The organism is Falsiroseomonas sp. E2-1-a20, assembly GCF_051433195.1.
GTDB lineage: Bacteria > Pseudomonadota > Alphaproteobacteria > Acetobacterales > Acetobacteraceae > Falsiroseomonas.
Genome location: NZ_JBHMFT010000003.1, coordinates 1 through 17,896 on the forward strand (window position 1 = coordinate 1; position 17,896 = coordinate 17,896).

Consider the following 17,896-nt stretch of genomic DNA (forward strand, 5'->3'; position numbering starts at 1 on the left):
GGTCGCCTCGCTGGTTCAGTCCACTGAACCTCGCCTTGGACACCTATGCCTCCTCCTCTGGCGTCGGGCGGATGTTTGCCGGTTGCCCCTTCTCCTCGGCGGTACTGCCTCTACGGCGGGTGTTCAGAAACCCCCTCCGCCGCAACCCCTTTGAAACCGGCCTCTGACCTTGGGTCGGCATTCGCCGGGATGGTGTTCGACAACCATCCGATTTCAGGCGCAGCGATTTCGTTGACAGATCGCGACCTATCGCGATGGTCGCAGCATGTCGTCAAACACTCACCCCGCCAAGCGCGCCGCCCTCTACGTCAGGATCAGCACGGCTGATCGTGGCCAAACGGTCGAGAACCAACTCCTGCCTTTGCAGGAGGCCGCCGCTCGACTGGGCTGGACGATCGTGGCGGTCCACCGCGACGAGGGCATCTCGGGAGCCAGGGGCCGCGACAAGCGGCCCGGCCTCGACGCGATGCTCAAAGGGGTGACCAGGGGTGAGTACGATGTCGTGGCGGCATGGTCGGTGTGCAGGTTGGGCAGATCACTCCCTGATCTGCTCGGACTCCTAGGGGAGCTACAAGCCAAGGGCGTAGACCTATTTCTTCATCAGCAAGCCCTCGACACAGGCACGCCCGCCGGACGCATGTTGTTTGGGATGTTGGGCCTGTTCGGTGAGTTCGAACGCGCAATGATTAGGGACCGCGTGATGGCCGGGCTGGACCGGGCACGCTCGTCGAACAAGCGTCTGGGTAGGCCGCCACTGCCGCCAATACGGATCGAGCGCATCCGCCAAGCGATCGCCGATGGTCGGGGTGTTCGCGAGACTGCGCGGTTGCTGAAGGTCAGCGCGGCGAAGGTGGTGGAGGTCAGGCGCGGGATGTTGCCGTTACCCGCCTCTCAGGCGAGCACCTGAACACCGTGGTCGCTGTAACCGGGCCGACGATCAGGAAGGCAGGGAGGCCGGGCGCGATCTGCACCTGGACCTCGACGGGCAGCGCCTCGATGCCGGAGAAGGCGAAGGTCTGGATTCGGGCGATCGGGCTCACGAACCCAGGGTTGATTCATTCCGGGTTTAAATCAACCATTCCATCCGCCCAGGAAGCGCGCCAGCAGCGTGCCGAGCAGGTCCACGTTGTAGCCACCCTCCTGCACGATGGCGGACGGCAGGCCCGCGGCGGAAATCATCGCCCCGGCGCGGGCGAAACCGTCCTCGGTGGCCGAGAGGAAATTTAGCGGTTCGTGCTCGCTGGCATCGAAGCCGAGCGACACCACCAGCGCCTCGGCGCCGAATTGCCGGATGGCGGCAAGCCCGGTTTCAATGGCGGCCAGCCACGCCGCATCGCCGCTGCCCTGTGCCAGCGGCAGGTTCAGGTTGCAGCCGAGGCCGGCGCCGCCACCCCGTTCGCCGGCATGGCCGACATACCAGGGGTAGTAGCCGCTGGGGTCGCCATGAACCGAGACGGTCAGCACGTCTGGACGGTCCCAGAAGATGCCCTGGGTGCCGTTGCCGTGGTGGCTGTCGATGTCCAGCACCGCGACGCGCGCGGCGCCGGCGCGGCGCAGCGCCTCCACCGCGATGGCGCCGTTGTTCAGGTAGCAATGGCCGCCGGCCCGCGCCGCATAGGTGTGATGGCCGGGTGGGCGGCACAGCGCGTAGGCGCTGCGTCCGGCGGCGGCTTCCTCGGCGGCGGCCAGGGCGCAGGCGGCAGCACCAAGGGCGGCCTCCCAGGTTCCGGGCCCGATCGGGCAGCCGGCATCGGCGGTGTACCAGCCGACGCGGGCGATCAGGCCGGTGGGCACCGGCGCGCCATGCGCCATCATCTCCGGCGTCGGGTGGATGTTGGCGACGATTTCCGGCCCCGGGTTGGGCAGCGCCATCCATTCGGCATGGGCGTCGCGCAGGAAATCCAGGAACGGCGCCGGATGCACCGCCTCCAGCGCCGCGCGCGGGGCGGGGGGCGGCGTGGCCGCGACCAGGCCGAGGCGGGTGAGGCCCTCGGCGAGGGAGGCGGCGCGGCCGGGCACTTCGAAGTTGGAACGGACCTGGCCGCGCTGCAAAAAGAAGCGCGGGCTGTGCAGTTCCTGGGCAGGATGGGCGAAGGTTTTCATGGCTTGAACGGTAGGGGCGTGAATGCCGCCTTGTCCATGCGGCCCGGGGAGGGTTAGCGTTTGAGTCCGACAAGGGGCTTCCGAAAAATGAACATGACGCGCCGCGGCCTGCTGGCCGCCTCCGCCGCAACACCTGTCCTGATGCGCGTGGCGGACGCCCGCGCCCAGGGCGTCGCACCGCGCCGCGGCGGCACGCTGACCAGCATCCTGCAGCCGGAACCGCCGGTGCTGCAGATCGGCGTCAACAACCAGGGCCCGACGCTGATCGCGGCGAGCAAGATCTTCCAGGGGCTGCTGAAGTTCAGCCCGACGCTCGAGCCGATGCCGGAACTCGCGGAAAGCTGGACCCTGTCCGCCGACAAGCTGACCTACACCTTCAAGCTGCGCAACAATGTGAAGTTCCACGACGGCCGCCCGATGACGGCGGAGGACGTGATCTTCTCGATCACCAAGTTCCACCCCGAAGTCGCGCCCCGCGCGCGCGCCATCTTCGCGCGCATCGACAAGGCGGAGGCGCCGGATGCGCACACCGTCGCGCTGACGCTGAAGGCGCCCTTCGAGCCGTTCCTGCTGATGTTCGACGTCACCGCCTGCGCCATCGTGCCGAAGCATCTGTTCGACGGCCAGGACTACCGCACGGCGCCTGCGGTGCAGCGCCCGATCGGCACGGGTCCTTTCAAGTTTGCCGAGTGGCAGCGCGGCAACTTCATCCGGCTGGAGCGCTTCGAGGAGTACTGGAAGCCCGGCCAGCCCTACCTCGACGCCATCATCTACCGCATCGTGCCGGACAGCCAATCCCGTCGCCTCGCGCTGGAAACCGGCCAGGTGATGATGACGGCGGCCGGCGACATCGAGCCGTTCGACGTGCCGGCGATGCGCGCGCGTCCGAACCTGGAAGTGCGCACGGATGGCTGGGAATATTTCTCCCCGGTGTCATGGATCGAGACCAACCACCGCGTGCCGGCGCTGGCCGATGTGCGGGTGCGGCAGGCGATCTCGCGCGCCGTGAACCGCGAGTTCATCGCGCAGCGGCTGTGGTTCGGCGTCGGCAAGCCGGCGACCAACCCGGTGGCCAGCACGACGCGCTTCCATGACCCCAACGTGAAGCTGGCCGGCTTCGACCCGCGCGCCGCGACGCAGTTGCTGGATGCCGCCGGCCTGCGGCCGAATGCCCAGGGCGTGCGCACCACGTTGAAGCACCTGGTGCTGCCCTATGGCGAGGTGTGGACGCGGCTTGCGGAGTACCTGCGGCAGTCGCTGCGGCAGGTCGGCATCAACCTCGAGCTGGAAAGCACCGATGCCGGGTCCTGGGCGCGGCGCATCGGCGCCTGGGAGTACGAAACCTCGATCAACTTCGTCTACCAGTTCGGCGACCCGACGCTGGGCGTGGAGCGCACCTATGTCTCGACCAACATCCAGAAGGTGACCTTCACCAACACCGGCGGCTATTCCAACCCGCGCGTCGATGCGCTGTTCACCACGGCGCGGGATGCGCAGACGGCGGAGGAACGGCGCGTTGCGTTCAGCGAGGTACAGAAGATCCTGGTCGAAGAAGTGCCGCAGATCTGGCTGATGGAAATGGCCTTCCCGACGATCCACGACAAGAAGGTGCAGGGTCCGGTGAAGCTCGGCACCGGCGTGCATGGCAGCTACGACGACGTGTTCCTGACCGCCTGATGCAGGCCTCGCACCTGCCGGGCTTCCTGCTGCGGCGGGGCGTGAAGGCGGTGATGGTGGTGCTCGCCATCATCGTCTGCAACTTCTTCCTGATCCACGCCGCACCTGGCGACCCGGCGAGCGTCATCGCCGGGCAGTCGGGCGCGGCGGATGAACGGTTCATCCAGCAACTGCGCGCGCAGTTCGGGCTGGACGAGCCGCTGCTGGTGCAGCTGTGGATCTATGTGAAGGGCGTGCTGTCCTTCGACCTCGGATTCTCGCACCGGCAGCAGGTGGCGGTCTCCACGCTGATCCTGGAACGGCTGCCGGCGACGCTGCTGCTGACCGGGGCTGCGTTCATCTTCGCCGTCGGGCTCGGCGTCACGCTCGGCACGCTGGCGGCGCAGCGGGTCGGGCGCTGGGCGGACACCGTCATCACCGTGCTGGCGCTGACCTTCTACGCAACGCCGATCTTCTGGGTCGGGCTGATGCTGGTGCTGGTGTTTTCCGTCTGGCTGGAATGGCTGCCGAGCTTCGGCATGATGACGGTGGGCGGCAACATCACGGGGCTTGCCGCGGTGCTTGACGTGGCGAAGCACCTGCTGCTGCCGGCACTGACGCTCGGCCTGTTCTACATGGCGGTCTATGCGCGGCTGACGCGCGCCACGATGCTGGAAGTGGCGGACCAGGATTTCGTCAAGACCGCGCGCGCCAAGGGCGTGCCGGAGGGCCAGGTGATCCGCCGCCACGTGCTGCGCAACGCCTTGCTGCCCGTCATCACCTTCGCCGGCATCCAGGCGGGCCAGCTCATCGGCGGCTCGATCCTGGTGGAGACGGTGTTCGCCTGGCCCGGCATCGGCCGGCTGGCCTTCGAGGCGCTGCTGGCGCGGGACTATCCCGTGCTGATGGGCGTGTTCTTCGCCACCTCCGTCATGGTGGTGCTGTTCAACCTGGTGACGGATCTTCTGTATGCCGTCATCGATCCGCGCGTGGAGGTCAGCGGATGATGGATTTCTGGCGGCGCTATGCCCGCAACTACGGCGCGGTGGTCGGGCTGGTGATCCTGCTGCTGGTCTTCGCCATCGCGGTCGGCGCGCCGCTGATCTACCCGGACAGCCCGTGGGACATGGTGGCCGCGCCCTTCATGCCGCCGGGCGAGATGGACATGCTTCTGGGCTCCGACAGCCTCGGCCGCGACGTCGCCGCCGGCATCGCGCATGGCGCGCGCATCTCCCTGATGGTCGGTGCCGTCTCCACCGTGGTGGCGCTGGCGGTCGGCGTCTCGCTCGGCGCCATCGCCGGCTATCTCGGCGGCATCGCCGACGACGTGGTGATGCGCTTCACCGAATTCTTCCAGACCATCCCGAGCTTCGTGCTGGCGATCCTGCTGGTCGCCATCTTCACGCCGACCATCGGCAGCGTCGTCTTCGCCATCGCCGTCGTCTCCTGGCCGCCGGTCGCGCGGGTGGTGCGGGCGGAGTTCCTGTCGCTGCGGTCGCGCGAATTCGTGCAGGCGGCGGAGGTGCTGGGCAAGTCGCGCATTGCCATCGTGGTGGGGGACATCCTGCCCAATGCGCTGTCGCCGATCATCGTGCTGTCGTCCCTGATGGTGGCGAACGCCATCCTGCTGGAATCGGCGCTGAGCTTTCTTGGCCTGGGCGACCCGAACCTGATGACCTGGGGCTTCCTGATCGGCTCCGGCCGCAGCGTCATCCGCCTGGCCTGGTGGATGAGCGTGTTCCCCGGCGTCGCCATCTTCCTGACCGTGCTGGCGCTGAACCTGGTGGGGGAGGGGCTGTCGGACGCGCTGAACCCGCGCCTGGCCCGCAAGCGCGGGACCGTGCCCGCATGAGCCTGCTGCGGGTCGAGGGGCTGACCGTCGCGCTGCCGGCCGGCGCGGACCGGGCGCATGCGGTCACCGACATATCCCTGCATGTCGATGCCGGCGAAATCCTCTGCGTCGTCGGTGAATCCGGCTCCGGCAAGTCCATCACCGCCAATGCCGTGATGGGCCTGCTGCCGCCCGGCCTGCCGCGCCGTGCCGGGCGCATCTGGCTGGGCGACACGGAGCTGACGGCGCAGTCGCCGGAACAGCTGCGCGAATTGCGCGGCAGCCGCATGGCGATGATCTTCCAGGAGCCGATGACGGCGCTGAACCCGCTCATGCGCGTCGGCGACCAGATCGCGGAGGCGCTCGCGGTGCATGGCGAGGGACGGCGCGCGCGGGACCGCGTCACGGCGCTGCTGGCGGCGGTGAACCTGCCGGACCCGGCGGCGCTGGCGCAGGCCTACCCGTTCCGGCTCTCTGGCGGCCAGCGGCAGCGCGTGATGATCGCCATGGCGCTGGCGCTGGAGCCCGCGCTGCTGATCGCGGATGAGCCGACGACGGCGCTGGATGTCACCACGCAGATGCAGATCCTGCGGCTGATCCGGGAAATCCAGTCGCGCCGCGGCATGGGCGTGATGTTCATCACCCATGATTTCGGCGTGGTGGCGGAAGTGGCCGACCGCGTCGCCGTGATGCAGCTTGGCCGCATCGTCGAACAGGGGCCGGCGGCGGAAATCCTGAACCGCCCGCAGCATCCCTACACCCAGGCGCTGATCGCCGCCGTGCCGCATGGCGCGCCCGCCGCGCGGCCGGCCGTCGGCGGCACCGTGGTGCTCGAAGGCAAGGGCGTGTCCAAGACCTACAGCCGCGGCGGCTGGTTCAGTGCCAAGGCGACGGTGCGGGCGGTGCACGACGCGGATTTCGTGCTGCACCAGGGCGAGACGCTCGGCCTGGTCGGCGAATCCGGCAGCGGCAAATCCACCCTGGCGCGCTGCGTGGTGGACCTGGTGCATCCCGAAGCCGGGCAGATGCTGTTCCACGGCCAGGATTTGCGGCCACTGTCGCGCGCCGCCCGCAAGCCCTTCCGCAAGCGTATCCAGATGGTGTTCCAGGACCCCTACGCCTCGCTCAACCCGCGCCGCAAGGTGGGCGAGATCATCGCCGAAGGCCCCATCACCCACGGCACGCCGCGCGCCGCCGCGCTAGACCGTGCGCGGGACCTGCTGCGGCTGGTGCAACTGGATGCGGGTGCCATGGACCGCTTCCCGCACGAATTCAGCGGCGGCCAGCGCCAGCGCATCGGCATCGCGCGTGCGCTGGCGATGGAGCCGGAACTGCTGATCGCCGATGAGCCGGTATCGGCGCTGGACGTTTCGGTTCAGGCGCAGGTGCTGGAACTGCTGGCGGAGATCCGCCGCCGGCTCGGCCTGACCATGCTGTTCATCACCCATGATTTGCGTGTCGCCGCGCAGATCTGCGACCGCATCGCGGTGATGCAGCGCGGCGCGATCGTGGAGATGGGACCGACCGGGGAGGTGTTCGGCGCGCCCGCCCACGCCTATACACGGCAGCTTCTGGACAGCATCCCCGGAAGGGGCTGGACTCCGCCGACCATTTCGTGAGGTCCGCATGAAGCTCGACCCTGGCGCCCGCCGCGCCATCCTGGAGGCCTGCGATTCGCTGCGCGCGGAAGGCGAGCAGGCGCTGATGCGGCTGGTGCGCTGCCCCTCCACGCTCGGCAACGAACAGTCGGCGCTGAACGAGATGGCGCGGGTGTACGAAAGCCTGGGCCTCGCGCCCGTGCACGTTCCGACCGACCCGGCCGCGCTCGCGGGCCATCCCGGCTTCTCCCCGCCGCTGATCGGCTATGAGGGCCGCGACAATGTGGTGGCGACGCATCGACCGCGGGAGACGAAGGGCCGCAGCCTGGCCCTGCAGGGCCATGTCGACGTGGTGCCGGAAGGTGCCGAGGATGAATGGACCACGCCGCCCTATGCGCCGGAAATCCGCGGCGGCCGCATGTATGGCCGCGGCGCGGGCGACATGAAGGCCGGCATCATGAGCTACGTCACCGCCTTCCGCGCCCTGAAGCTGGCCGGCTTGCAGCCGGCGGCGGAGGTGCAGATGCAGTCGGTGATCGAGGAGGAATGCACCGGCAACGGCGCACTCGCCGTGATGCTGGCGATGCCCAAGGCCGACGCCGTCATCATCCCGGAACCCGGCCCCGGCCTGCCGGCGCTGTACACGGCGGAGGTCGGTGTGGTCTGGGCCTGGGTCACCGTCACCGGCCGACCGGCGCATGTGCGGGACAAGCAGGCGGGCGTGAATGCGGTGGAAGCCGCCATGTCCATCTGGACGCGCTTCGAGGCCTATGAGCGCGACATGAACCGTGGCGAGTTGATCCACCCGAGCTTCCGCGGCGTGAACCACCCGGTGAACGTCAACCTCGGCACCTTCACCGGCGGCGAGTGGAATTCCTCCGTGCCGACGCGCGCCACGCTCGGCCTGCGCGTCGGCGTGATGATGGGCAACACCGCCGCCGCCGTGCGCAACGATATCGAGCAGATCGTCGGCGAGGCGCGCAACGACCCGGCGATGAAGGGCGCCAAGGTCAAGCTGGAATTCAAGGGCTTCATGGCCGACCCCTGCGTCTTCGACCTCTCCGCGGAGATCGTGCAGGCCAGCATGCGTAACTTCGCCGACCTCACCGGCAACGAGCTTCGGAAATACCCGGCCACCGGCCTGACCGATGGCCGCTTCTTCGCGCTGTACCAGTCCACGCCGGTCGCCTGCTTCGGGCCGGACGCGCAGGATATCCACGGCATCGACGAAAACGTCGGCATGGACAGCATGAACGACATCACCCGGACCATCGCGATCACCATGGCCGAATGGTGTGGCGTGGAGGCTGCGGCATGACCAGCAATTTCCGGCCCTCGGGCGCGCGCCTGTGGGACAGCCTGATGGAATTTTCCCGAATTGGCGCCACGGCGAAGGGCGGCAACAATCGGCAGACGCTGACGGACCTGGATGCCGAGGCGCGCGCCCTGCTGCAACGCCAAGCCGAGGCAGCGGGTGCGACGCTGACGCTGGACCGCGTCGGCAACATGGTGCTGACCCGTCCGGGTCGCGATCCCGGGCGGAAACCCGTCGCCATCGGCAGCCACCTCGATACGCAACCCACCGGCGGGAAATTCGACGGCGTGCTCGGCGTGCTGACCGGCCTCGAGATCCTGCGCGCGCTGGACGAGGCGGGGATCGAGACGGAGGCGCCGATCGCGCTGGTCAACTGGACCAATGAGGAGGGCGCCCGCTTCTCGCCGCCCATGATGGGCAGCGGCGCCGCCATGGGCATCTTCCCGGAGGCCGAGGTGCTGGCGAAGACGGACAGCGCCGGCGCGACCTTCGGCGGTGAGCTTTCCCGTATCGGTTGGGCCGGCACGGCCGACCCGGCGGCTCTCCAGGATCTCGAAGCCTATTTCGAGGTGCATATCGAACAGGGCCCGGTGCTGGAAAAGCTCGGCCTGGATGTCGGCATCATCACCCACGCCCTGGCGCAGCACTGGTTCGAGGTGACCGTCACCGGCGACGAGGCGCATGGCGGCAGCGCCATGGCCGGCCGCCGCGACGCCATGATGGGGGCTTCGGAGATGATGCTGGCGATCGAGCGTGCCGCGCTGGCCGCCGGCGCGCGGGCCACCGTCGGTCGCCTGACCGTGCATCCGGACAGCCGGAACGTCGTGCCCGGCCGCATCTGGTTCAGCCTGGATACGCGGCACGACGACGAGCACAAGCTGGCGGCCCTCGCCGAAACCCTGCGTGCGGAGGCCGCCGCCATCGGCACGCGGCGCGGCATCGCCATCGCCGTGGAGGATTTCTGGATCTCCCCCGCCACGCCCTTTGACTCCGCATTGGTGACGCGGCTGCGGGAGGCGGCGGTGGCGCGCGGCACGAGGTTCCAGGAAATGCCGACGGCCATCGGCCACGACGCCGTCTACTGCGCGCGCCGCGTGCCGAGCGTGATGGTGTTCGTGCCCTGCCATGGCGGCATCAGCCACAACGAGGCGGAATCGATCACGCCCGAATGGGCCGAGGCCGGGCTGCTGGTGATGGCGGATGCGGTGCTGGCGACGGCGGGGGTGGCGAGGGCGTAGAAGGCGGTCCAGTAGTCAATGCCGGCGCCGCGCCTCGAAATACGTATTGCCGCCGCGCGTGAAGCCGGCGCTTTCATAGAAGCGCAGGGTGGCCTCCTGCCGCGAACCCGTCGCCAGCATGACCTTGTAGCAATCGGCAGCCCAGGCCGCCTCAAGCGCCGCCCGCAGGACACGCTGCCCCAGGCCGCGCCGGCGATGTCTGGCGTGGGTCACCACATTCTCGATCAGCGCATAGGGCCGGCCCCCGCGCGTCAGGTTGGGCACGATGACAAGCGTGCAGGAGGCGACGGGGCCTCCCTCCGCCTCGGCCACGAACACGGTGGCATCGGATGATTCGAGGAGCGCGCGCCAGGGTTCCTCCGCGGCCTCGGCGCTGATCGCGCGCTCGTCGTTGAGATGCCGGAGAAGATCGAGCATCCCGTGCAGGTCGTCCGGCCCGGCCGTGCGGATCGTCACCGACAGTGTGGACTGGGCGTCGCCGGCCTCGGACCCGGCCAGGAAGTCCAGCACCGCCGCGTTGAAGGCCTCCGGCTGTTCCCACTGCGCCGCATGGCCGCATTCCGACAGGATGAGCAGCCTGCTGCCCGGGATCGAGCGCGCAAAATCGCGGAACACCGGCGGCGGCGCCCACAGATCGGCGTCGCCGCCGATCAGCAGCACCGGCATCGCCAGCCGGCCAAGCGCCGCGCGGTCCAGCCGGTTGCGGCAGGGCTGCACCACCTTGGGCCCGGGGATCGCCGCATGTTCCAGCGCCAGCCATCGCGCCACGCCCTGTGGGTTGGCCGCGCGATAGGCCGGGCCCAGCTCGCGGAACGCGGCCGGCATGGCGGCGAAGCCCGGTGGCCGCAGGGCTGCGCTGCGCGCCACGTGGTCCGCATCCTCCAGCCCCATATGCGTGCAGGCCAGCACCATGCGGTCGACCCGCCCGGGATGCGACAGCGCGAAATCCAGCGCCACGATCGCCCCCTGCGCGCAGCCGACCAGATGCGCCCGCGCCACGCCGAGATGATCCAGCAGCGCCGCCAGGTCGTCGACGGCGAAGCCAGGTTCCCGCGTCGCCGGGGACCCCATGTGGCCACGCCTGGAATAGGCGATGACGCGATACCCCGCCGCCGCCAGCACGCCCCGCTGAAGGTCCCAGACGGCATGGCTGCCGGTGCCTGGATGCAGCAGGACCACCGGCGAACCTTCGCCGCCCGTGTCCCAATACGCCATCGGCGCGCCGCCGATGCTGGCCTGGCGAATTTGCGGCGGGCTGGTGGCGGTCATGGCGGGATTCTCCTGCGCCAGTGTCTTCGCATGGCCGCGCCCGCCTGCCACCCTCGCGCCGCAACACGGAGCGGACATTGATGCGCATCGCCATCGGCGGCTTCCTGCATGAAAGCCATTCCTTCGCGCCGATCCCGACGCGCTGGGCGGATTTTCTCGCCCCCGGCGGCTGGCCCCCGGTGCAGCGCCCGGCGACGCTGCTGGACACGCTGCGGCCTTCCGCCGTGCCTGCCGCCGGCGCGATCCGCGTGGCCGAACAGGCGGGCGTGACGCTGGCGCCGCTGTCCTGGGGCTTTGCCAACCCCGCCGGCCCGGTCACGGCGGAGGCCTTCGAACGGCTCGCCGCGCTGATCTTCCACGACCTCCAGGCCGCACTCGACCAGGGCCCGCTGGATGGCCTGTATCTCGACCTGCACGGCGCCATGGTGGCCGAGCATTTCCCGGATGCGGAAGGCGAGCTGCTGCGCCGCGCCCGCGCCATCCTCGGCCCGGACGTGCCGATCACCGCCAGCCTCGACCCGCACTGCAACCTGACGGCGGCGATGGTGCAGTACGCCGATGCGCTGGCGCCGTTCCGCACCTATCCGCATGTGGACATGAAGGAGGCCGGCGGTCGCGCGATGCAGTTGCTGTTCGACCGCATCGCCCTCGGCCGCCCCTTCGCCAAGGCCTTCCGCCAGCTCGACTACCTCATCCCCATCACCGGCCAGTGCACCCTGGTGCCGCCGATGGCCGATGCGATGGCGGCGCGCGCGGAGATCGCGGCGCGGACCGGTGCCGCCGAACTCGGCCTGTGCTTCGGCTTTCCCTACGCCGATTTCGCCGATTGCGGCGCCGCCATCTGCGCCTATGCCGCCGACCAGGCCACAGCCGATGCCGCCGCCGAGGCGATGATCGCGGACCTCGCGGCGCGCGAGGCGGCCTTCGCGCCCGACATCCACGAGGCGGCGGCCGGCGTCGCCAAGGCGATCGGCCTCGCGCGCCTGGCGCAGCGCCCCATCGTGCTGGCGGATACGCAGGACAATCCCGGCGGCGGCGGCCATGGCGACACCACCGGTCTGCTGGCGGAACTCATCCGGCAGAAGGCGGAAGGCGCCGTGCTGGCGCTGATCAACGATGCCGAAAGCGCCCGCGCCTGCCACGCGGCCGGGGAGGGGGCGGAGGTGACGCTGTCCCTCGGCGGCAGGTCCGATGGCGCGCCGCTCGCCGTGGTGGCGCGGGTGCTGAAGCTGACCGATGGCCGCTTCACCTGCACCGGCCCGATGGCCGGCGGCAACCAGGCCGATCTCGGCCCGACCGCGCTGATCACGCCGCAGCCGGGCGTTCGCGTCATCGTGACCTCCCGCAAGATGCAGGCCTACGACCAGGCGCTGTTCCGCCATGTGGGCGTGGAGCCGGCCGAGCAGCGCATCCTCGCGCTGAAGTCGAGCGTGCATTTCCGCGCCGATTTCCAGCCGATCGCGGAGGCCGTGCTGGTTGTCGCGGCGCCGGGGCCGGTGGTGGCGGACCCGGCGACGCTGCCCTTCACGCGGCTCCGCCCCGGCCTGCGGCTTCGCCCGGGGGATAATCGCCGGACCGAGTGATTTCCGGCCCTGGCGCGCGGCGCCCTTCCCGCTTATGTGCGGAGTCTCACCGGCCGAGGCATTTGAGACTTGCTCCGACCCAGCCGAACCGATCGCCCGGCGTCGCCCGTGCCGCTTCGCGTGGAGCGCATCGTGGCGTTGCCTGACGGCTTCGAGGATCTGGCGGCCGATGCGACGGCCGCCGGGCACCGGATGCTGGAGGTGCTGCGGGAGGATTGGCACGCCGGGACGCTGCGCTTCGATGGCTGGGGCGAGGCGCTGTTCGCCGCCCATGTCGGCCAGGCGCTGGTGGGCGTCTGCGGGCTGACGCGCGATCCCTACCTGCCCAAGGACCGGGTGGGGCGCGTGCGGCGGCTTTATGTGCGGCGCGCGGCCAGGCGGGCCGGCGCGGGACGCGCGCTGGTGGAAGCGTTGGCGGCGCAGGCCCTGGGCTGCGGCTATCCGCGCCTGCGGGTCCGGGCACCGGTGTCCGCCTTCGCCTTCTACGAAGCCTGCGGCTTTCTGCGCGCGGTTGGCGAGCCTGCCGCCACCCACTCCCGGCCGCTGGTCACCGGCTGAGCAGGGTCCGCACCGCGGCCTCGCGCGGGATGGGCGCGACGGCACCGTAGCCCAGGGTGGACAGCGCCGCGGCGGCATTGGCGTAGCGCGCGGCGTCGGCCACCGCATCGCCGGCGGCCAGCCGGGCCAGCAAGGCCCCGGCGAAGGTGTCGCCCGCGCCGGTCGCGTCCACGGCCTGCACCACGAAACCCGGGATGTGCTGGCGGCCATTCCGCGTCGCCACCATCACCCCGTCCGCCCCCAGCTTCAGCAGCACCAGCGGGCAGAGCCGGAGGTAGAAATCCGCGATGGCCTCCGGCTGGTCCAGCCCGGTCAGCGCCTTCGCATCGTCGAAGGACGGGAAGGCGATGTCGGCCATGGCCACCGCCGCATGGATGCAGGCGGCCGCGCGCGCCAGCGGCCACAGGCGCAGGCGCAGGTTGGTGTCGAGGGACACCCTCACGCCCGCCTGCCGCGCCACCGCGATGGCGTGGAAGGCCGCGTCGCAGGCGCTGTCGGAAATGCCGAGGCTGATGCCGGACAGGTGCAGGAAGCGGGCCTGGCGGATCGCGTCCTCCGGCACGTCGCGCGGCGCCATCCGGCTGGCGGCGCTGCCGCGGCGGTAGAAGGTGAAGTCGTGGCCCTGGGGGCCGTGGCTGACGAAATAGATGCCGGTCGGCGCATCCGGATCGGTGCGGACGCTGCCGGCATCGACGCCCTCCGCCGCCCACAGGTCGCGGAAAGCCTGGCCGGGGCGGTCATCGCCGAGATGCGCCAGCATCCCCGCCCTGGCGCCGCTGCGCGCGGCGGCGATGGCGGCGTTGGAGGCGTCGCCGCCATGGCCTTCCAGGTACAGGCTGCGCCCATCCGGCGTGGTCGGCTGCTGGTTGTATTCCAGCATCGGCTCACCGAGGCAGAGTATGTCCACCATCAGGCTTGCCGCTGGCCGAGCGCGTCGCGCGCCGCAGCCTCCACCGCCGCGCGGTCGCCGCGCGCGAGCAGAGCCTCATCCACCAGGCGGCCGCCCATGCCGACGAAGGCGGCGCCGGCGTCCAGGTAGTCCGGCGCGGTGCGGGCATCGACGCCGCCGGTCGGGCAGAAGGCAACCTGCGGGAACACCGACCGCAGCGCCTTGATATGCGCCGGGCCGCCCGCGGAACTCGCCGGGAAGATCTTCACCACATCGGCACCGGCAGCCAGTGCGGCACGCACCTCCGTCGGCGTCAGCGCGCCGAGCATGGCGATGGCATCCGCCGCATGGGCGGCATCCGCGACCTCCGCATCGACCCAGGGCGCGACCAGGAAACGGGCGCCGGCGGCGAGGCAGGCCTCCGCGGTGGCGCGGTCCGGCACCGTGCCGGCGCCGACCAGCAGGGCAGGGTCGCTGGACAGGTCGCGGATCAGGGCGGTGGCATCCGGCACCGTCATGGTGATCTCGAACACCGTCATGCCGGCGCCGCGCAGCCAATCCACCGCGCGGGCGGCGAGGGCCGCGCTGCTGGTGCGGACGACCGGGATGATGCGGGCCTGGCGCAGGACGGGCAGCAGGGGATGGGTCACGGCGGTCACTCCCGGAGATGGCGCCCGCTTCGCGCGGCTCGTCGCATCCTCATAGCGGGCGACGGGGGCTTTGCCATCCTGCGGCGCCATCCGCCTGCATCCGCGCCGCCCGCTCCCGCGCCGCCGGCGAGGACAGCAGGGTGACGGCCAGCGCCAGGGACTCGGCCAGCGCCACCAGTGCCAGGTGTTCGATCATCGGTCCGGCCAGCCCTGCCTCGTCGCCGGCTGCGATGCCGAGGCCGACCGTCGCCATGGCCAGCAGCGGCGATCCGGCCGGCGCGAGCGCGATGAGCGGCGCCCCGGCAAAGGCCGCCGCCTCCGCCGCCTGCCAGGCGTCGGGCAGGGCGGAGAGGCAGAGCACGACGGTGCCGGCTTCCAGCCCGGCGGCCGCCATCGCCTGCATCCGCGCCTCGCCCCGCGCCACGACGCCGCGGCAGAGCCCGAACAGCCGCCCGGCCATCGCCTCCGCGAGCGGCGCGGTCTCCCCGAACCCCCAGATCTCGACCTGCCGGGCGGCGAGCAGGCGGCGCGCGGCGTCCTCGATCGCCTTATGGTCCAACCCGTCGCGCAGGACCGCAAGCCTGGCGATGGCGGTACCGCAGCCGGCATGGAGGGCCTCCGCAACCCGCGTGTCCGCGGTGACGGTACGCCGGGGTGCGGTGGCGCCGTGGCCCTCCGCGCGGGCCAGTTCCAGGCGGAGTTCGGAGAATCCGTCGAGGCCCAGGGTCCGGCAGAAGCGGATCACCGTCGGCTCCGAGACCCCGGCGGCCTTGGCGACGGCCGCCAGGTTCATCCGCGTCACGGCACCGGCATCGGCCGCGACCAGGGCGGCCACCTTCTGCTCGGCCGGGCTCAGCCGGCCGTGGAGCGCCGCGAGGCGGTCTCGCAACTCAGGCGTCGCAGGTCACGCGGTCCATCGCCGCCGCGGTCTGCTGCAGGCGTTGCGCGGCCTGGTGCGCCAGGGCGTTGTCCTCCGCCACCTCGAACAGGCGGTCCTGCAGCCCCTGGGCGCTTGCGCCGAGGCCCTGCATGGCACTGCCGAGCTGCGCCAGTTCGGCGCGGAAGGCGGCGACCGCCTGGCGCTGTTCCTCCAGCGCCGCGTCCAGGTTGCGCAGCGCGATGCGCAGGCGGCGCTCGTTGCTGTTGGGGAAGGCCACGATGGCGGCGTCGTGCTGCTGTTCATCTTCCGGCATGAAGTGCCTCCGCCATGGGATTAGGTTGCTGCAACCTTAACAAATCCCAGAAATGAAACAATCGGATTCGCGCACGGCGCGTCATTTCAACCCATGGCCACCCAGGCGCCGATGCCGAGGCAGCAGGCGGCCCCTGCCGAGAGCAGCCAGCGCAACTTCAGGTAGTCCCACGGCACCAGGCCGCGCCGGGCCGCCAGAGTCTCCACCGCCGCGGTGGCCAGGGTGGCCACGGCCAGCACGGCCAGCCCCTGGCGCACCGGCAGCAGCAGAGCCGCAAAGCCGATCAGGGACGGCACCACCCCGAGGCCCAGCCGCGCGACATTGGCCGGAGACGGGCCGGCCAACGCCAGGCCCCAATGCACGGCGCCGAGGAAGGCGAGGATGGTGGCGCCATAGGCCGCCAGCGCCGGGGCGGCCTGCGGGACGCCGAAGCCGGCCAGCGCCGCCAGGCCCAGGAAGGGCAGCAGGCCGGCCGCGCCGAGGAGGGCGGCTGGGAGGGGGAGGGTCGGGGTCATCCCGCCGATGTGCGTCGGCTTCGTGCCAGGGGAAGGGCCACCGGCGGTTTTCGCCCGCCATCGGTTCCCTCGGGCACCTGACGCCGCTACATCCGCGCGGGTATCCCGGAGTCCGTGAGAAGATGGCGATCGGCCTTGAGATCCTGCTGATCCTGCTGCTGGTCCTGCTGAACGGCGTCTTCGCGATGAGCGAGCTGGCGATCGTCTCTGCGCGCCGGGCGCGGCTGCAGGCGCTGCAGCGCCGCGGCCGTCCCGGGGCCGCCGCGGCGATGGCCCTGGCCGACGACCCGCAGCGCTTCCTGCCCACCGTGCAGGTCGGCATCACCATGGTCGGCGTGCTGGCCGGCGCCTTCGGCGGCGCGCGCCTGGCCGCGACCCTGGCGCCGTGGCTCGCCGAGATCCCGCTGATCGGTGCCGCGGCCAATGAGGTCGCCTTCACGCTGGTGGTGGTGCTGATCACCTATCTCAGCCTGATCCTGGGCGAGCTGGTGCCGAAGCAGCTGGCGCTGCGCAATCCGGAGATGGTGGCGGTCGTCGTCTCCCGCCCCCTGGCGATGCTGGCGCGGGCGACCTCGCCCGTCATCTGGCTGCTGTCCTCCTCCTCCGCCCTCGTGCTGCGCCTGTTCGGCAAGCACGACGTCAGCCGCAACCAGGTGACGGAGGAGGAGGTGAAGGCGGTGGTGGCGGAGGGTGCGACCTCCGGCGCCATCGAGACCGAGGAACGCCACATGATCGAGCGTGTGCTGCGCCTGGCGGACAAGCCGGTGCGCGCGCTGATGACGCCGCGCAACGAGCTGGAATGGCTGGACCGCACCGCGCCGCCGGAGGATGTGGCGGCCCGGCTGCGCGCCTCCTCCGTCACCCGCTTCGTCGTCTCCGATGGCCGGGTGGACAATGTGGTGGGCGTGGTCGCCGCGAAGGACCTGCTGGACCAGCTGCTGGAGGGCGCGCCGATGTCGGTGGCCCGCGCCATGCGGCAGGCGACGGTGCTGCCGGATACGCTGAGCGCGCTGGACGCGCTGGAGCGCCTGCGCGGCGACCCCATCGGCATGGCGCTGGTGATGGATGAATATGGCAGCTTCGAGGGGGTGGTCACCGCCTCCGACCTGCTGGAGGCGATCGTCGGCGAGTTGGGCGCCCCGCCGGCGGACCATGGTGCCAATGCCGTGGTGCGGCACGATGGCAGCCTGCTGCTGGAGGGGATGATGCCCTCCGACGAGTTGAAGGCGCGTCTGGACCTGCCGGACCTGCCGCAGGAAGGTACCTACCACACCGTCGCCGGCCTGATGCTGGCGCTGCTGCAGCGCGTGCCGAAGGAGGGCGACCGGATTTCCTGGGCCGGCTGGCGCTTCGAGATCATCGACATGGACGGCCGCCGGGTCGACAAGGTGCTGGTGGCGCGGGAGGAGATTCCCTCGTTCTGAGAAGAACCCTCTCCCCCCTGGGGGGGGTGTGCCGTGAACCTGGACCGGCCTGCGCGACTTGCGCGGCCCCCCTC

The 17,896-nt window shown here is 70.7% G+C and carries 17 protein-coding genes and 1 pseudogene; 10 read left to right on the plus strand and 8 right to left on the minus strand.

Annotated elements, in window-relative coordinates:
• Window positions 1–265: 265 nt before the first annotated feature.
• Complete coding sequence (locus ACFHPP_RS04595) at window positions 266–907, plus strand: recombinase family protein (protein WP_437162089.1); 642 nt, start codon at window positions 266–268, stop codon at window positions 905–907.
• Between the two features lie 22 nt (window positions 908–929).
• On the opposite strand, the pseudogene ACFHPP_RS04600 reads toward ACFHPP_RS04595, so the two are convergent.
• Window positions 930–1,040: pseudogene (locus tag ACFHPP_RS04600) on the minus strand (magnesium chelatase domain-containing protein); the annotation flags it as partial.
• Window positions 1,041–1,071: 31 nt separating this feature from the next.
• Complete coding sequence (locus ACFHPP_RS04605) at window positions 1,072–2,103, minus strand: histone deacetylase family protein (RefSeq protein ID WP_437162090.1); 1,032 nt, start codon at window positions 2,101–2,103, stop codon at window positions 1,072–1,074.
• 87 nt (window positions 2,104–2,190) lie between these two features.
• Between ACFHPP_RS04605 and ACFHPP_RS04610 the strand changes: the two genes are divergently transcribed.
• From ACFHPP_RS04610 to ACFHPP_RS04635, 6 genes are read left to right on the plus strand one after another with little or no spacing between them, the layout of a single operon-like run.
• Entirely contained in the window at window positions 2,191–3,780 is a 1,590-nt protein-coding gene (locus ACFHPP_RS04610; protein WP_437162091.1) for an ABC transporter substrate-binding protein, read from the plus strand.
• Window positions 3,780–4,766, plus strand: a complete 987-nt coding sequence (locus ACFHPP_RS04615) for an ABC transporter permease (protein WP_437162092.1) — start codon at window positions 3,780–3,782, stop codon at window positions 4,764–4,766. The genes ACFHPP_RS04610 and ACFHPP_RS04615 overlap by 1 nt, the downstream gene beginning before the upstream one ends.
• A complete protein-coding gene (locus tag ACFHPP_RS04620) occupies window positions 4,763–5,611 on the plus strand; it encodes an ABC transporter permease (protein ID WP_437162093.1) in 849 nt (282 codons plus the stop codon). Before ACFHPP_RS04615 ends, ACFHPP_RS04620 begins: the two co-directional genes overlap by 4 nt.
• Complete coding sequence (locus ACFHPP_RS04625; RefSeq protein WP_437162094.1) at window positions 5,608–7,209, plus strand: ABC transporter ATP-binding protein; 1,602 nt, start codon at window positions 5,608–5,610, stop codon at window positions 7,207–7,209. Before ACFHPP_RS04620 ends, ACFHPP_RS04625 begins: the two co-directional genes overlap by 4 nt.
• Before the next feature lie 7 nt (window positions 7,210–7,216).
• The gene (locus tag ACFHPP_RS04630; protein WP_437162095.1) at window positions 7,217–8,506 is read left to right on the plus strand and encodes an ArgE/DapE family deacylase; all 1,290 of its coding nucleotides are present in this window, start codon (window positions 7,217–7,219) and stop codon (window positions 8,504–8,506) included.
• Window positions 8,503–9,741: a M20 family metallo-hydrolase gene (locus tag ACFHPP_RS04635; RefSeq protein ID WP_437162096.1), complete on the plus strand. Its 1,239-nt coding sequence runs from the start codon at window positions 8,503–8,505 to the stop codon at window positions 9,739–9,741. The genes ACFHPP_RS04630 and ACFHPP_RS04635 overlap by 4 nt, the downstream gene beginning before the upstream one ends.
• 15 nt (window positions 9,742–9,756) lie before the next feature.
• Here the strand turns inward: ACFHPP_RS04635 and ACFHPP_RS04640 are convergent, their stop codons facing one another.
• On the minus strand, window positions 9,757–11,010 hold the full coding sequence (locus ACFHPP_RS04640) for an alpha/beta fold hydrolase (RefSeq protein WP_437162097.1): 1,254 nt from the start codon (window positions 11,008–11,010) through the stop codon (window positions 9,757–9,759).
• Between the two features lie 80 nt (window positions 11,011–11,090).
• Between ACFHPP_RS04640 and ACFHPP_RS04645 the strand changes: the two genes are divergently transcribed.
• Both ACFHPP_RS04645 and ACFHPP_RS04650 read left to right on the plus strand, forming a co-directional pair.
• Complete coding sequence (locus tag ACFHPP_RS04645; RefSeq protein ID WP_437162098.1) at window positions 11,091–12,593, plus strand: M81 family metallopeptidase; 1,503 nt, start codon at window positions 11,091–11,093, stop codon at window positions 12,591–12,593.
• Window positions 12,594–12,701: 108 nt separating this feature from the next.
• Window positions 12,702–13,151: a GNAT family N-acetyltransferase gene (locus tag ACFHPP_RS04650; protein ID WP_437162099.1), complete on the plus strand. Its 450-nt coding sequence runs from the start codon at window positions 12,702–12,704 to the stop codon at window positions 13,149–13,151.
• Here ACFHPP_RS04650 and ACFHPP_RS04655 read toward each other — a convergent pair.
• From ACFHPP_RS04655 to ACFHPP_RS04675, 5 genes are all read right to left on the minus strand, one after another.
• Window positions 13,141–14,061: a sugar kinase gene (locus tag ACFHPP_RS04655; RefSeq protein ID WP_437162100.1), complete on the minus strand. Its 921-nt coding sequence runs from the start codon at window positions 14,059–14,061 to the stop codon at window positions 13,141–13,143. The two genes, ACFHPP_RS04650 and ACFHPP_RS04655, sit on opposite strands and share 11 nt — an antisense overlap.
• Window positions 14,061–14,690: a bifunctional 4-hydroxy-2-oxoglutarate aldolase/2-dehydro-3-deoxy-phosphogluconate aldolase gene (locus tag ACFHPP_RS04660; RefSeq protein ID WP_437162101.1), complete on the minus strand. Its 630-nt coding sequence runs from the start codon at window positions 14,688–14,690 to the stop codon at window positions 14,061–14,063. The genes ACFHPP_RS04655 and ACFHPP_RS04660 overlap by 1 nt, the downstream gene beginning before the upstream one ends.
• Window positions 14,691–14,739: 49 nt before the next feature.
• Window positions 14,740–15,579 (minus strand): MurR/RpiR family transcriptional regulator, encoded by an 840-nt coding sequence (locus ACFHPP_RS04665; protein ID WP_437162102.1) that lies wholly within the window; start codon window positions 15,577–15,579, stop codon window positions 14,740–14,742.
• Between the two features lies 1 nt (window position 15,580).
• Window positions 15,581–15,883, minus strand: a complete 303-nt coding sequence (locus ACFHPP_RS04670) for a hypothetical protein (protein WP_437162103.1) — start codon at window positions 15,881–15,883, stop codon at window positions 15,581–15,583.
• Between the two features lie 86 nt (window positions 15,884–15,969).
• Window positions 15,970–16,398: a DUF3429 domain-containing protein gene (locus ACFHPP_RS04675; RefSeq protein ID WP_437162104.1), complete on the minus strand. Its 429-nt coding sequence runs from the start codon at window positions 16,396–16,398 to the stop codon at window positions 15,970–15,972.
• 122 nt (window positions 16,399–16,520) lie between these two features.
• Here ACFHPP_RS04675 and ACFHPP_RS04680 point away from each other — a divergent pair, with 122 nt between their 5' ends.
• The gene (locus ACFHPP_RS04680; protein WP_437162105.1) at window positions 16,521–17,822 is read left to right on the plus strand and encodes a hemolysin family protein; all 1,302 of its coding nucleotides are present in this window, start codon (window positions 16,521–16,523) and stop codon (window positions 17,820–17,822) included.
• The last annotated feature ends 74 nt before the right edge of the window (window positions 17,823–17,896 follow it).

What these genes read in the sequence shown, in the direction of transcription:
- ACFHPP_RS04620 (WP_437162093.1), top strand. Translation starts at nt 4,763, where the DNA reads ATGATGGATTTCTGGCGGCGCTATGCCCGCAACTACGGCGCGGTGGTC.
- ACFHPP_RS04670 (WP_437162103.1), bottom strand. Translation starts at nt 15,883, where the DNA reads ATGCCGGAAGATGAACAGCAGCACGACGCCGCCATCGTGGCCTTCCCC.
- ACFHPP_RS04645 (WP_437162098.1), top strand. Translation starts at nt 11,091, where the DNA reads ATGCGCATCGCCATCGGCGGCTTCCTGCATGAAAGCCATTCCTTCGCG.
- ACFHPP_RS04675 (WP_437162104.1), bottom strand. Translation starts at nt 16,398, where the DNA reads ATGACCCCGACCCTCCCCCTCCCAGCCGCCCTCCTCGGCGCGGCCGGC.
- ACFHPP_RS04640 (WP_437162097.1), bottom strand. Translation starts at nt 11,010, where the DNA reads ATGACCGCCACCAGCCCGCCGCAAATTCGCCAGGCCAGCATCGGCGGC.
- ACFHPP_RS04595 (WP_437162089.1), top strand. Translation starts at nt 266, where the DNA reads ATGTCGTCAAACACTCACCCCGCCAAGCGCGCCGCCCTCTACGTCAGG.
- ACFHPP_RS04605 (WP_437162090.1), bottom strand. Translation starts at nt 2,103, where the DNA reads ATGAAAACCTTCGCCCATCCTGCCCAGGAACTGCACAGCCCGCGCTTC.
- ACFHPP_RS04635 (WP_437162096.1), top strand. Translation starts at nt 8,503, where the DNA reads ATGACCAGCAATTTCCGGCCCTCGGGCGCGCGCCTGTGGGACAGCCTG.
- ACFHPP_RS04680 (WP_437162105.1), top strand. Translation starts at nt 16,521, where the DNA reads ATGGCGATCGGCCTTGAGATCCTGCTGATCCTGCTGCTGGTCCTGCTG.
- ACFHPP_RS04630 (WP_437162095.1), top strand. Translation starts at nt 7,217, where the DNA reads ATGAAGCTCGACCCTGGCGCCCGCCGCGCCATCCTGGAGGCCTGCGAT.
- ACFHPP_RS04610 (WP_437162091.1), top strand. Translation starts at nt 2,191, where the DNA reads ATGAACATGACGCGCCGCGGCCTGCTGGCCGCCTCCGCCGCAACACCT.
- ACFHPP_RS04625 (WP_437162094.1), top strand. Translation starts at nt 5,608, where the DNA reads ATGAGCCTGCTGCGGGTCGAGGGGCTGACCGTCGCGCTGCCGGCCGGC.
- ACFHPP_RS04615 (WP_437162092.1), top strand. Translation starts at nt 3,780, where the DNA reads ATGCAGGCCTCGCACCTGCCGGGCTTCCTGCTGCGGCGGGGCGTGAAG.
- ACFHPP_RS04655 (WP_437162100.1), bottom strand. Translation starts at nt 14,061, where the DNA reads ATGGTGGACATACTCTGCCTCGGTGAGCCGATGCTGGAATACAACCAG.